Genomic DNA, 13,836 nt, shown 5'->3' with positions numbered 1-13,836 from the left:
GTTTGTTCGCAATCCGCCGCCTGTGATGGCTAACGCGTAACTATGTGCGTTATCCTCATACGTAGAGCAGTTTGGAAACTCTGGGAGAGAGGGTCTCATGCTTAATCCACAGCGCACATTGGATGAACTCAAAGACCTGCGCAATCTGACCGGCGACGAGAACGGGGCGCAGCGCGTCGCGTTTACCGAGACGTGGGCAAAGGCCCGGGCGTGGCTGCGAGCGAAGCTCGAGCAGCTTCCAGTCGAGGTCGAGACCGATGAGGCCGGCAACCTATGGGCGACCTTGCGCGGCGAATCCGACAAGGAGATGCTGATCGGCGGCCATATCGACAGCGTGCCGAATGGCGGTTGGTTGGATGGATGCCTCAATACGCTGGCCGGGCTGGAAGTGATTCGCAACATCGTCGCGACAGGCGTCAAGCCGCCGGTCACGGTGCGTCTGGTCGATTGGGCCGACGAGGAAGGCGCGCGCTTCGGGCGCAGCCTGTTCGGGTCAAGCGCGGCATCCGGCACGATGGTGCCCGACGAATTGCGTGCGCTCAAGGACAAAGACGGCGTCCTGCTCACTGACGCCATCGCCAAGTACGGCATCCGCCTCGACAACATCCTCGACGCACACAAGCAGCTCAAGAATGCCAAGGCTTACCTCGAGCTGCACATCGAACAAGGTCCGGTGCTGCTCGACCGCGACGAGGCGCTGGGCGTCGTCGTGGGGACGTTTGGCGTCGAACGGCACAGTTTCCGCTTTACCGGTCAGGCGGCCCACTCCGGCTCAACGCCGATGCACAAGCGCCGTGATGCGTTGGCAGCAGCGTCGAAACTCGCGCTGGTGATCCGCGAAATCGCCAACCGGCATGGCGGGGTGTGCACGTGCGGCCGGGTCGATACGCGACCGGGCATCGTGACGTCGGTCGTCGCCGAGTGCGACATCACGCTCGACCAACGGCACATGGACGCCGACGGGCTGGCGGCGATGTGGCGTGAAGCGCGCGAAGCTGCCCAGCGGTTCGCCGAGGAAGAAAAGTGCGAGGTGACGTGGAGCAAGCTTTGGCAGATCCACCCGATCCCGTTCCACCCGCAGCTGCTCGACTTCTGCGAAGAGGCCGTGCGCGAAGTGACCGGCACCGCCCATCGCCTGCCAAGCGGCCCGCTGCATGACGCCGCCGAGGTCGCCCGCGCCGGCGTGCCGACCGTGATGATGTTTACGCAGAGCCTGCACGGCATATCGCACAACAAGATTGAAGACACCAAGGAGGAGCACATCCTCATGAGCGTTCAGGCGCTCGACAAGCTGGCCCACAAAACGATGGCATGGGTCGCCGCACAGTAAGGCAAGGGTTGGGGTTCGGGGCGGCGTTCGCGCTTGCGGGCCGCCCCGGTGATCGTGCAGAGGAGGCCGCGATCGCGTATGTGCTGCCCGCATTGTGAGAACGCTGACGATATCTTCGATCCCGGGACGGCCAGCGCCGATCTGGACGACTACCGGCGGTCCGGCCCTGCGCCGATGACCGCGCGCCTGCTCGATATCCTGAAAGCCGCCGGTGTCACCGGACTCAGCCTGTTGGACATCGGCGGGGGCGTCGGTGTGATTCAACACGAACTGGTCGCCGCAGGCGTAACGAACGTCACCGGCGTGGACGCCTCACGTGCGTACCTCAGCGCCGCGCGCAACGAGGCCACACGGCGCGGTTACGCCGATCATGCGACGTACCTGTTTGGCGACTTTGTCTCGCTGGCCGATCAGGTGGCTGACGTGGACATCGTGACACTCGATCGCGTGATCTGCTGCTACCCTGACGTGACCGCGCTCGTCAACGCGGCGGCGTCCAAGGCGCGCCGCTATCTCGGTGTCATCTATCCGCGCGACATCTTGCTCGCCAAAATCGCGATCCCGTTCCTGAATTTGTGGTGGCGGCTGAGAGGCCGGACGTTTCGCAATTTCGTGCATCCCAGCGCGACCGTCGACACCATCGCTGAATCATACGGCCTGCGCAAGATTGCGCAGCACGACGGCGTGATGTGGCAGTTGTCGGTCTTCTCGCGGGGGTAACCCGTCAAACACAGGGCTTGTCCCTACTCGCGCGGCATGAGCGGCTTCTTTCTCGACACATACCGCCCGGCTTCGCTGCGAAACGCCACGGCGAACCGATTCCATCCATTGATGAGGACGATCGCCAGCGTGAGATCGGCCAACTCCTGATCCGTGAAGTGCGGACGCACGGCTTCATATACGGCATCGGGAACATGATCTTCAGCGACCAACGTAAGCGCTTCGGTCCATGCCAGCGCAGCACGTTCGCGCTCCGTGTAGAAAGGCGCCTCACGCCACGCGCTGAGCGCGTAGAGCCGATGTTCGGATTCACCTAACGCACGCGCGTCCTTCGCGTGCATGTCCAAGCAATATGCACAGCCGTTGATTTGCGAGGCGCGGACCTTGACCAGTTCGATCAGAAGCGGATCGAGGCCGCAGGCATCGACGTGCCGCTGCAAGGCATACATCGCCTTGATCGCCCCGGGACTTGCTGCGCCATAGTCCAATCGTGATGCCACCGTGAGCCTCCTTTCCTGCGCCGACCGTCGTCATCGCGATGTCGCGCAAAATCACCAGTCACCGGCATACTGGATGTCGTAGCCAGACAGTGCGACGGCCACATAGCCGTACTTGAGTTCGACCAACTGGCGCATGTGCAGCAGGTCATGCGCGACCCACGACGCCAGCACGTCGCCTGCGCGAAAGCCGAACCACTTCGTGAACGGAACGGCGGTCGCCCAATCGGCGTCGGCTTGCGTGCGAAGCCATTCCAAAGACTTGCACCGCTCGTCCGCAAACTGCGCCACGAGTTCGCCCAGATTGCGCTGGTTGTAGCCGCGCTCGAGGATCCACATGCCCGGGTCGTGGGGGATTTTTGGCTGGCCCTGAAACGTCGCCACGATGAACGGGTGGAAGTCTTCGCGCTCCTCGTCGACGAGATGCCCCATTACTTCGAGGATCGACCACTGATCGACGTCCGGCTTCCAGCGGGCGTGATCGGCGGGAATGCAGGCGCACAGTGCCTCGATCGTCTGCCCGTTGATCGTCAACTGCTCGACACAATACGCGAAATCCATCGCTCAAGCTCCTTCACAAACGCTTTGCAAGTGGTTTGCACCCCTTGACCCCATACCTGCGAATGAGGCGCGCATGCGCGCCTCATTCGCGGATTTCGGAGTCCAGAGGGCGTAAGCCTTCTGGCAGGGCTTGGGGCAGCGCCCCAAATTCCTCTCCGGTGACGACAAAGGGCGACCCGCAAGCCGCCCTTCCTGAGAAGTTATGTATGGAAACGCAGAAGCGGTCCTAACGGCGCTGGCCCGTGCCGAAGATCTGCGGGGGCAGCACGATGCCGGCATCTTCCAGTCGATCCATGAACTTCGGGCGTAGGCCGGTCGCGCGAATGCGGCCGATGATCTTGCCCGCCTCGAAGCCGATCTGTTCGAACTCGAACAGGTCGGACATCGTGATCATGTCGCCTTCCATACCCTGTACTTCGGAGATTTGGGTGATCTTGCGGCTGCCGTCACGCATGCGGCTTTGCTGCACGATCATGTCGACTGCGCCGGCGATCTGTTCACGGATGGCGCGCACGGGCAGGTCCATACCGGCCATCAGGCACATCACCTCGAGACGGCTGATGCTGTCGCGCGGGCTGTTGGCATGCAGCGTGGTGAGCGATCCGTCGTGGCCGGTGTTCATGGCCTGAAGCATGTCGAGGGCTTCGCCGGAACGGCACTCTCCGACGACAATGCGGTCGGGGCGCATACGCAAGCAGTTGACGACCAGATCCTGAATGGTGATTTCACCCTTGCCTTCAATGTTGGCCGGGCGGCTTTCCAACGTGACGACGTGCTCCTGCTGGAGCTGAAGCTCGGCCGCGTTCTCGACCGTGATGATGCGCTCGTGGCCGGGGATGAAACCTGAGAGCACGTTCAACAGAGTCGTCTTGCCTGAGCCCGTACCGCCGCTCACGATAACGTTCAGGGCGGCGATGACGCTGCCGCGCAGGAATTCCGCGATCTCAGGCGTCATCGAGCCGAAGCGAATCAAGTCCTGATAGGTCAGCGGCTGTTTGGAAAACTTACGAATGGTGATCGTCGGGCCGTTCAGCGCCAGGGGACGGATAACGACGTTTACGCGCGAGCCGTCCGGAAGACGCGCGTCGACGTACGGCGAGCTTTCATCGACACGGCGGCCAAGCGGCGCCACGATACGGTCGATCACACGCAGGACGTGATCGTCGTCGTCAAAGGCCACCGGCGCACGTGCGACGTTGCCTTTGCGCTCCACGAACACGTTCTTGGGACCGTTGACCATCACTTCCGTGATCGTGTCGTCGGCGAGCAGCGGCTGGATGGGGCCGAAGCCGAGGATGTCCGCGACAATCGCCTCGAACAGGCGCTGGCGTTCGCTGCGGCTGAGCACCATACTCTCTTCGGCGAGGATGGCGTTAAACAGTTCCTCGATGTGAGAGCGAATCTCGTTGGGGCGCTGCTTGTCGAGCTGATCCATTTCGGCCAGCAGCTTGTTCTGCACGCGAACCTTGAGGTCGGCCTGCGTGCCTTCCGCTTTGGCGCGGTTGGGATCGCCGGGGCGCTGTTGGGGTACTACCGGACGGCGCTGAACTTCACCGCCGCCTTGCCCGCCTTGCCCGCCCTGCCCGGGCTGTTCAGGGGTGCCGCCGCCACCTTTAGTGTTGATGCGCTCAAGTAACGACATTGTGCTTAAACCTCACCACTCTGCGGATGGACTCCGCGTTTTCGAAACTGAACCTGCCTATCGGTTCGCGTCTAGGTTCGGCGGAACAGGCCGCCGCTCTTCTTCTCGTCCTTGAGGTCGGCCAGCACTGGCGCGCCCTCGCCGCTCAACGTATCTTCCAGAACTTTGGCCATGTCGTACAACTGCTTGACCGGCGGCTTGCTGCGATCACGCTCGGCCAGTGTTACCGGTACGCCCTTGAGAATTGCGGCCATGATCATACGTTCGTCGACGACCGGGATTTCGACGCCGACCGGCCGCTTCAGAAACTGCTCGATCCGGTCGCGTGCCAACGTCGCACCGCGGCGGTCGCGCTCGGAGTAGACTTTATTAAGTACCAGCATGGTGCGCAGCGGGTCGTATTCGAGCTTGTCGAACAAGTCGAGAACGAACTTGGTGTTCTTGATCGACGGCAGCGACGGCGTGGTGACCAGCACGATCTTGTGCGCGACATCCATCAGCGCCAGATTCACGTCATTCAGCGCGTGCGACGTATCGACCACGATGTAGTCGTAGTTGTTGCGCACCTTAGAGACGATCTGAGCAACCACGTTGGGGCGTTTGTACAGCTCCTCGGCCATTTCAGGCCGCTGTGGCGCGATCAGCACCTTGAGGCCGCTCGGATGAGTCGCCACGACGTTGTCGAAGTGCTCGGGGTCGAGGTCGTCGGCGTCCTGCGCCATCTCCACCGTCGAGATTTGCGACTGAATGGCGAGGAACGTGGCGACGTCCCCGAACTGCAAGTCGGCGTCGACCAACAGCACGCGCACGCCTTTCTTCATCAGGCTGGTGGCGAGGCCGGTGGCGATGGTGGTAATGCCGACGCCGCCCTGCGGGCTGTACACCACGATGATGTGACCGGCGCGTTCGCCGATGCCCGTTTCGAGCGCTGCCGCCACACGCGCCGCATCGGCCGGCGTCATAGCCGACGACATCTCGTACTGCTTGCGGATCGGCTCGTGGTTCTTATAGACCGTGCGGATCGTGTTGGTCAGGTCGTCGATGTTGACCGGCTTGGCAAGGAAGTCACGCGCGCCGGCCAGCATCGCGCGGCGCATGTAGTCGGCGTCGTCTTGGACCGACATCATAATCACGGCGGACTGCGGCACGCTCTTGTTGATCATGGACGTGGCTTGCAGGCCGTCCATGTCCGGCATGTTGATGTCCATGATGATGATGTTCGGCTTGAGCAGCTGCGCCTGATCCAGCCCTTCACGGCCGTTGCTGGCAACCCCAACCACCTTCATGTCGCTCTCGAACGCAAGCAGCTTCTTGATGTTTTCGCGGGTCTCGGGGATGTCATCCACGAGCAGAATCGTGATCTGCTGCAGTTTTGATTCTCCCGAGCCCTTGGCATTGGAACTCATAGGCTTGGTGTTCTCCTGCTGCGTACGGAAGTGTGGGTTCTGCGCCTAATTGTATCCGAAATCGGATCGTGTTGAGTTTAGACACATTGGCGAGTTGCGACAATCATACCGCAAAAAAGAAACCGCCGAGTTGAATTCGCAAACTCAACCCGGCGGCAGATATCTGAGACGCGCTGTGCGTTACGGCGTCGTGGGTGCGGTGGTGACCGTGTCGCGTAGGCTGATGGTGTTCGACGCGACGAGCTGGCGGATCGAACGGATGGCCGGTTCGATCGAGTATGGCAGCTTACGCGGCAGCACGATACGGTACTGATCCATAATGTAGTCGAGGTCGACCTGCCGCACGCTGGCGATACCGGTTTCATTGGCCGGGCGCAGCGCGAAGGTGATGGGGATCTTCGCCTCGACGTAGTACGCCAGAACGACGGCTTCCTGCGGCGACACGGCAATCGCGACGATGTCCGGGCGCGGCGGGAGCGGGGTCGGGGTCGCGTTCGTGCCGCCGATCGGGGCCGGCGCAGCGGTGGGGGCCGCCGCAGGCGCTTCGGCGCTGCTGGCGCGGAACAAACGGCCATTGCGCGGGAAGTCGCCAACGTTCACGACCAACGCGTCCTGAATGGTCATCTGCGTGACGAGGCGCGGGCGCGGGTCTTCGCTGGGGGCGATAATCACCGGAAGCTGCGAGATGCCGACGTTGCCAAGCGGCACGGGCAGCGAGTCCGTACGGCCGTCGACCGGGGCCAGCACTTGATAGCGCACGCCGCCGTTCTCGACCGCCTCAACCGAGATGATGCGGATGTCGTTTGGCAGGGCAGACTGGAATTCCTCGTCGATGTCGAGGAACAGCAGCGACGTGATGATGTCTACACGATCGCCGGGCTGCAGCGCATAAGCGGCGCTGGTCAGGCGGTCCATCGGCAGCGCGACCATACGCGAGCCGGCAGGAATAACGGCCGCAGCGTCGGAACCGGTAGCGCCGAGGTCGGCGAGGTTGTCGGTCAGGTCGCTGGTCTTGACCGGCGACTCACGTTCGATGTCGTAGCGGGAAATGGCGCCGATGACCAATTCGATATCGGTGATCGCGCTCAACGGGGCATACGGCTCGGGCCATGTGCGGTAACCGACAACGTCGGCGGTGATGAGTTGACCGCGGTTGATCTTCTGCACCGCGACCACGATGTCAATGGTCGGCAGAGGGGTGGGCATCGGCGTAATTGTCGCTTGCGGCGTGCTGCCGGGCTGCTGCGCGACGACTGTCGGCGTGCCCGGACCAACCGTGACCTGCGGCGTTGTCGGTTGGTTCTGGCGGCTGATCACGAACGCAGCGATTGCGCCTGCTGCGACAATCAAGAGCGCCAGAACGAAAATGATGCGTCTGCTCATCCATGCCTCCCCATACGTGGGCGCGTAGCGACTACACTATAGCGCGCCCGTCCCCCAAGACCAAAAAAACGTGTTGCAAAAGAACTAACCTGCAGGCAGCTCCAGACGCACCTGCGTGCCTTCCTCGCTGCTTTGGACCAAAACGGTGCCGCGCACCAGCTCGAACTTGTCGCGCATGGTGATGAGATCGCGCATGCGCGCGGTCATCTTGCTTTCGTCGCCGGCTTCCATGACCAACGTGTCGAAGCCGCGACCATCGTCCTCGACCAGCACCTTGATCGGGTCGCCGGTGATGTCCATGCGCACCTTCACGTTCGATGCGCTGGCGTAGTCGCGGGCGTGGACGATGAGTTCCTGAATTCCGCGGAAGATCAGGATCTGGCGGTAATCTTCCAAGCGCCGTTCTTCGCCCACGACATCAAACTCGATCTCGAGGTCGCTGCGGTCCTTGAAGCGCGATGTATAGCGCTTGAGCGTCGGCAGCAGGCCGAGGTCGTCCAGCATCATCGGGCGCAGGTCGAAAATAAAGTCGCGCACTTTGCTCAGGGTCGACTTGGCCGAATCCTTGAGGTTGCCGAGCTCGTCGGCCGCACGTTCGGGATCGCGGTCGAACTCACGGCTGCAAATGTCCGCCTGCAAGATAAAGTTCGTCAGCGACTGGGCTGGGCCGTCGTGCATCTGACGGGCAAGGCGCTGACGTTCCTGCTCCTGCGCTTCGACGATGCGCTTGATGCTGACGACCGCCGCTTTCGCGCCGCTGTCGCTGTCGAGGTCTTCCGCGGAAATGTCAACCCCACTGATGCGCCCTGCGATGGTCTGCAGCAGTGTGAGCTGACCGTTCATCAACTCCAACCCAGCCTGAAACCGCTCAAGCTGGCCGCGCATGGTCGCCAGCCGCTGGCGGGCTTCCATGGCGGAATCGTAGCGGTCGCGGATGTCTTCACGGGGGGTCGTGTCGATGTTTTGACGCATGGCCACCAGACCAGCCGCAATGTCGGTATTGCGCTGCTCTTCGCGGTCGACCATCGTCTGCTGTGTAGCGATCTGCGACTTGATCTCGTTGATTCGCCGCTTCAGGTTCCCCAGCTCATCGTTGACCATCTGAATGAGCTGCTGTTTGGCGTCGGTAGTCACATTGGACGGATTGTCAAACATTCAGGAATCCTGTAGGCAAACGTTACCGGCTCACCCAACCATTACGGAGGGCCGTAAGGGCTGCTTGTGTCCGATCGTTGACATTGAGCTTGGTCATGATCGATGTCATGTGGTTCTTGACGGTCTGTTGGCTAATGCTGAGATGCGCGGCGATTTCCTTGTTGCTCATCCCCATGGTGAGGCAGGTGAGGATTTCCAACTCGCGCGGGCTGAGCGGGACGTAATGGCCGGTGGACGTCTCGCGCGAACCGCGACTCGCTTGCTGAACCTGCGAATTCAGCCACGTGTCGAACTGCTCGGGGGACAAGATCTGGTGGTCGATCACGTAATTGCCGCGGCTGACGGCCTCGATGACGTTGATCAACTCCACGGGGCCAATGTCTTTGGAGCAGTAGCCGTGCGCGCCAGATCGCATCGCGTACAGAGTCTGATTCTCGTCGTGGTGCGCTGTCAGCAAGATAATCCTTGAAGGGATGCGCTCCTGCTTGAGCTGGCGCGTCAACTGAACACCGTTGATGTCCGGTAGGTTGACGTCCATCAAGACGACGTCGGGCCGGTAGTGGCGGACGCCCTGCATACCGGCAAGGCCAGTCACAGCGCGGCCGACAACTTCCATGTTGCCCGCCATCTCCAGCGCGCGCACAAGCCCATGCTGGAATATCTCATGATCTTCGATGATTTGAACGGTGATCGACTTGGCTCGCAGTTCCATTGCGATCACCTCCTTTTCTGTTCGCTTACCGACGAGACAACGAACGCACCTGACCCTAGTACGGGCAAGGTTCCCCGTTAGAAAGCAGTATAAACCTAAGTTGAGAGTTCATGCAATAAGGGACGGCACAGCGCGAAAACTGGTGTCAGATCGTTCCGAAATTGGTGATTCAAGTGGTTGACAAAACGGTCTTTTTCGGGGAGAATAAGAACATGCGTTCTAAGCGCCAAACCGTCCATGGGAGGGCAATTTATGAACCTGATCGTGCAGCGAACCATTAAGTTTGGTCTCGAATGGCAAGTCGTCCTGCCCGATCAACCCGACCGGAGCCGTTTCTCACACAGCGAGTACGAGCTGCCTGACGACCCATTTGGCGACGAATGCCCTACGCAGGAGGCTGTCATCTTGCCGGATTTGAAGCCGCGCAAGGTGGTTGTGCGGCGGTAGCCCCCTACCGTCTGCCTCATCCATACGAAAAGCCCCGTGCTGCTGCGCCCAGCACGGGGCTTTTCGTTTATTCGATTGACTTGGAGCGATCAGTCAGGTTTACCAGCCCGGCGGGGGCGGCACCGGCAGCGCGCCGGGCAGCAGCGTCCGCGGCCCAACCGCGTCCAGCATGAGGCTCACCTCTTCGATGTACACCTTGCCTTTGGCGCTCGCGTGCTTGATCTGCACTTGCAGCTTCTCCACCGGACCGTCCGGGAAGATATTCAGCGGCGCGACCGGCGCGTATGCACCATTCTGAGTCACAGTACGCACGAACTTCTCTGTGGCCAGTCCGCTTGCGTCGGTGTAAACCACCTTGACCGTGAACGTCGCGGTCGGGTTGGGTTTGGGGGCATAGAACTGAGCGTTGAACTGCAGCGAGTCGCCCACCGAGATCGCATAGTGTGCGGCGTTGAATTTCTGCTTGATCTGCGCGTTTTCACCCACGCCGCCCTTGAAGCGGAACGCGTACGACCCGCCGATACCGTCGCCAGCGCGGATCGAGTCGTTGGTGAGGTTCTTGCCGATCCACGGCGTCAGGTTCCCGGTGTCAAAATCGCCGTTGACCACAAACTCCGTCGCGCCGCGATTGACGCTGAACAGGATCGGCGCGTTCGACGCTTCGACATCGCCACCCGGTGTGCTGGCTTCGACTGTCCACGCGAATTGGCCCCCGTCAAGCAGCGCCTGCTGTGGCCCGGTCGGCGTGTAAGAACAGGTCGCGCCGCATGACCCCGACAATATCGAGCTGGTGAACACCGGCCCGAGCGGGGTGTCCTTGACGTTCGTGCTGACCTTGAACACCGAGATGTCGTAGGCGGTAGCGCCCGTCAACGGCTCCCACACGAACGTGAGTGATGCCACGTTCAGATCACGGATCAGCGTGCTGCCATCCGGCGAAATGAGATCGAAGCTATCCTGCGCGCCTGCCAGCGGAGCGAATGCCGCCGTCAGAATCACGGCTATGAGCATGAGGGTAAGGCGCTTCATGGGTGTGCTCCCTAGATTGTTCCGACAAGGATCGCCGCGCACGTGACGCCATGCGATCCAATGGTAGACTCTATTGTACGGATTGCGGCAGATTTTCCGAGGCCGACCGGCGTTGCGTCAGGATGGCGGCGGTTTGCGGTCGGTCGGGGCTGTGCTAGTATCGCCCGTCATGACTCACATGCGCCCGCTCGTCGTGATTATATTGTTCGCTGTCTTGACGGCGTGTTCGCCGCGTCCGGCACCGGATGCCGGCACCGGCGTGCGGTTGCTGACCGACGTGACCCTTGCCCCGACCACGCCGCCGCCCACAGTGACGGCGAGCCATACCCCGCCGCCCGATGCGACCGCCGCCCCCACCGAAACGCCGACTCAGAACGTGGAACGCGTGTCGCCGCTGCAGATCGTGACTCAGCCCGCCGACGCCGTGCTAGTCACACCGACCCTGCCCCCCAGCAAAACCCCGTCGCAAACCCCGACCTCGACGACCACGCCGACCGTCAGCCCGACGCCGACGGTGACCGTCACCGCCACGGCGACCACCTTGCTTTTCCCGACGGTCGTGTTTACACCGATTCCCGCGGTCGTCATTCAGCCGGTCGACGAGCTGTGCCTGAATCAGTGGGCGTTCATTCAGCCGCCGCCGTCGGGTTGCCCGCTGGCGCCCGCGACAGTCGGACAAGGCGTCTATCAGACCTTCGAACGCGGCCACATGATCTGGGTCGGACAGCAGGATGCGATCTACGTCATGTTCTCGGACGGTCTTCAGCCGTACTGGCGGCGCTATGTCGACACGTTCGACGAGAACATTCACCCGTGGGACGACCCGGCCCGCAACAGCGATCCGGCGCGCCCGCCTAACACGTGGCAGCCGTGGCGCGGCTTCGGCAAACTGTGGCGCGAGGCTCCGCCGGAAGAAATCCTGAACCGGGTCGGATGGGCCACAATGGAGTGGGAAGAGCCGTACAGCGTCAAGATCGTGACGCGCAGCGACGGCACGATCTTCGTCAACGACAGCCTCGGCCGCGTGTTCATGCTGACGCCCGGCGCAGGCTGGACGTACTACGCCGGATTTGCGAACTAAAGCACCTCTAATCCACGGCGCCACAGTTTACATTCAATTTACAGGTTGCCAAAAAACAATCAAAACTGCGCGACTAGTGTAGTGGCAGTGCAAACGTGTAAAGGAGAGCACTACAGCCATGAAACGTATTCGCGTTCTACTGATTGTGGGGGCGATCGCCGCGGCCGCCCTCGGTGTGGCCGGCTTGGCCGCCGCTCAGGATGAAGAAGCGGCACCGACGCCATTCTTCGGCATCACCTTCGACGCGGCGGATGAGGGTGCCGTCGTGATCGACGTCGTATCCGACAGCCCGGCGGAAGCCGCTGGCATCCAATCGGGCGACATCATCACCGCGATCGGCGAGACAGCCATCACCGCCGAAACGCTGCGCGACACCGTCTTGGGCTACGCCGTGGGCGACACCGCCAGCGTCACCCTGCTGCGTGACGGCGAGGAACAGACCGTCGAAGTCACCTTCGCCGAGACTCCGGCCGACATCACCATCCGGCGCGGCCCGGGCTTCCAGTTCCGTGACGACCGCGGCGGACGTGGCCAGGGCGACCAGCCCCGCTTCGAATTCCGCTATGGCCCGGGCGACGGCCCGATGTTCGAGCTGTTCTCGGCGCAGCGCCCCATTCTGGGCGTGACTGTAACGGACGGCGAGGGCGGTGCGCTGGTGGCGGACGTCCTCGAAGGCAGCGCGGCTGAGGCCGCTGGCCTGCAGGCTGACGACGTCATCACTGCAATCAACGGTGAAGAGACGGCAGACGCCCGCGCAGTCATCGAAGCCGTGCGCAGCGCATGGCAGGATGCCGAAGTCGGCACCGTCGAAATCGCAGTCACGGTCACCCGTGCCGGCGAAACGGTCGAACTGACCGCCAGTGTCGAGAAGACCGAGGCTGTCATGGTCCCGAATCTGGAAGAACTGATGCCGATGATGCCCGAGATGTTCGGCCGGCGCGGGTTCGGGTTCGGCCACGGCATGATGATCGTCCCGAACGAAGCGGGTGACGGGTTCGAGTTCCGCGTGCCGTTCACCCCGGCCGACCCCGCCGCCCTGACCCCTGAGGCGACCGCAGCGCTCGAGGCGCTGGGCCTGCGCTTGGTCGAGCGCGAGGACGAACCGGGAGTATACGACCTGTTCGTCCCGACCGACGCCATCCAGCTTGACGGGTTCGACTTCACGATCCCCGGTATGGAAGGTACGCTGCCGGTTCCCGCCGAGCCAGCCACCGAGGACGCTTCGGCTTAGTTCCGGCCTGCGTCACGAATCAAAAGAGGGCGGCCCGATGGGTCGCCCTCTTTGCGTCTTTCGCACGTCGCTACGCGGGGTGCGCTTCGCTGTCCGTCTGCTTGACCGCGACCGTGCCGGACGTGTCGCGCGAGTAGAACCCGATCCGATCCTTGATCATCTCGAACCCGGGCTTGGGATTGTTGTACACCCACGCGATGTTCTGCGCCTTCGCTTCCGGGGTGTCGAGGTCGATCCAGAAGCACACGCCCTTGTAGGGGCAGGTGTACGTACGCTCGGTGACCTTGAGATGCGTCATATCGACCACAGACGGGTCGAAGTACCAATTGCCTTCGAACACTTGGGCGGTCTGATCGGCCGGGCTGCCCTCGGCGATTACGGCATCGCTGTTCTTCTCGCGGATGATAAGCGGCATTACGTTCAACTCTCCACACCAGATGGGTCAACAAACGGACACGCGTCCATCTCCCCTGACGGAGGGCCGAAACATCGTCTTACGGCTCAGCCGGTGAGTGCGTGCTGAGCGTTCGCGAACGGCGTTCTCAGAATATCTAGGTCCTTGTTCGTAAGTCGAGAGATTCAGCCTCTCATTTTGCTCAGCTAAACGAGCGATAGGGCATGGCGTCCTCTCAGCACTCAGCA

14 protein-coding genes are annotated in these 13,836 nt (G+C 62.0%); 5 read left to right on the top strand and 9 right to left on the bottom strand.

From position 1 onward, the window contains the following. Positions 1-97 precede the first annotated feature (97 nt). The gene (locus IPM16_14735) at positions 98-1,330 is read left to right on the top strand and encodes a Zn-dependent hydrolase (protein ID MBK9124359.1); all 1,233 of its coding nucleotides are present in this window, start codon (positions 98-100) and stop codon (positions 1,328-1,330) included. Positions 1,331-1,408: 78 nt separating this feature from the next. Then, on the top strand, positions 1,409-2,050 hold the full coding sequence (locus tag IPM16_14730; GenBank protein ID MBK9124358.1) for a methyltransferase domain-containing protein: 642 nt from the start codon (positions 1,409-1,411) through the stop codon (positions 2,048-2,050). A 23-nt stretch (positions 2,051-2,073) separates the two neighbouring features. Here IPM16_14730 and IPM16_14725 read toward each other — a convergent pair whose 3' ends face one another. The 7 genes from IPM16_14725 to IPM16_14695 form a co-directional block, all read right to left on the bottom strand. Further along, positions 2,074-2,550, bottom strand: a complete 477-nt coding sequence (locus IPM16_14725) for a carboxymuconolactone decarboxylase family protein (protein ID MBK9124357.1) — start codon at positions 2,548-2,550, stop codon at positions 2,074-2,076. A gap of 51 nt (positions 2,551-2,601) precedes the next feature. Next, the gene (locus tag IPM16_14720) at positions 2,602-3,108 is read right to left on the bottom strand and encodes a DinB family protein (GenBank protein ID MBK9124356.1); all 507 of its coding nucleotides are present in this window, start codon (positions 3,106-3,108) and stop codon (positions 2,602-2,604) included. A gap of 226 nt (positions 3,109-3,334) precedes the next feature. After that, positions 3,335-4,750, bottom strand: coding sequence for a CpaF family protein (locus tag IPM16_14715; GenBank protein MBK9124355.1), 1,416 nt, complete (start codon positions 4,748-4,750; stop codon positions 3,335-3,337). Between the two features lie 71 nt (positions 4,751-4,821). Next, positions 4,822-6,156, bottom strand: coding sequence for a response regulator (locus tag IPM16_14710; GenBank protein ID MBK9124354.1), 1,335 nt, complete (start codon positions 6,154-6,156; stop codon positions 4,822-4,824). A gap of 180 nt (positions 6,157-6,336) precedes the next feature. Beyond that, a complete protein-coding gene (gene cpaB / locus IPM16_14705) occupies positions 6,337-7,539 on the bottom strand; it encodes a Flp pilus assembly protein CpaB (GenBank protein ID MBK9124353.1) in 1,203 nt (400 codons plus the stop codon). A gap of 84 nt (positions 7,540-7,623) precedes the next feature. After that, on the bottom strand, positions 7,624-8,694 hold the full coding sequence (locus IPM16_14700; GenBank protein ID MBK9124352.1) for a hypothetical protein: 1,071 nt from the start codon (positions 8,692-8,694) through the stop codon (positions 7,624-7,626). Positions 8,695-8,716: 22 nt separating this feature from the next. Continuing rightward, on the bottom strand, positions 8,717-9,406 hold the full coding sequence (locus tag IPM16_14695; GenBank protein ID MBK9124351.1) for a response regulator transcription factor: 690 nt from the start codon (positions 9,404-9,406) through the stop codon (positions 8,717-8,719). Between the two features lie 252 nt (positions 9,407-9,658). Here IPM16_14695 and IPM16_14690 point away from each other — a divergent pair, with 252 nt between their 5' ends. After that, a complete protein-coding gene (locus IPM16_14690; GenBank protein ID MBK9124350.1) occupies positions 9,659-9,853 on the top strand; it encodes a hypothetical protein in 195 nt (64 codons plus the stop codon). Positions 9,854-9,952: 99 nt separating this feature from the next. Here the strand turns inward: IPM16_14690 and IPM16_14685 are convergent, their stop codons facing one another. After that, positions 9,953-10,882: a hypothetical protein gene (locus tag IPM16_14685; protein MBK9124349.1), complete on the bottom strand. Its 930-nt coding sequence runs from the start codon at positions 10,880-10,882 to the stop codon at positions 9,953-9,955. A gap of 169 nt (positions 10,883-11,051) precedes the next feature. On the opposite strand from IPM16_14685, the gene IPM16_14680 reads away from it, so the two are divergent. Continuing rightward, on the top strand, positions 11,052-11,963 hold the full coding sequence (locus tag IPM16_14680; protein MBK9124348.1) for a hypothetical protein: 912 nt from the start codon (positions 11,052-11,054) through the stop codon (positions 11,961-11,963). Positions 11,964-12,081: 118 nt separating this feature from the next. Continuing rightward, positions 12,082-13,194: a PDZ domain-containing protein gene (locus tag IPM16_14675; GenBank protein MBK9124347.1), complete on the top strand. Its 1,113-nt coding sequence runs from the start codon at positions 12,082-12,084 to the stop codon at positions 13,192-13,194. Between the two features lie 70 nt (positions 13,195-13,264). On the opposite strand, the gene IPM16_14670 is transcribed toward IPM16_14675, so the two are convergent. After that, positions 13,265-13,609 carry a DUF427 domain-containing protein gene (locus IPM16_14670; GenBank protein MBK9124346.1) on the bottom strand — a complete coding sequence of 115 codons (345 nt, stop codon included), beginning with the start codon at positions 13,607-13,609 and terminating at the stop codon, positions 13,265-13,267. Positions 13,610-13,836: the final 227 nt, after the last annotated feature.

The sequence above is a fragment of the Candidatus Flexicrinis affinis genome (assembly GCA_016716525.1).
GTDB classification, from domain to species: domain Bacteria; phylum Chloroflexota; class Anaerolineae; order Aggregatilineales; family Phototrophicaceae; genus Flexicrinis; species Flexicrinis affinis.
This window is presented reverse-complemented; position numbering and strand designations above follow the sequence as displayed.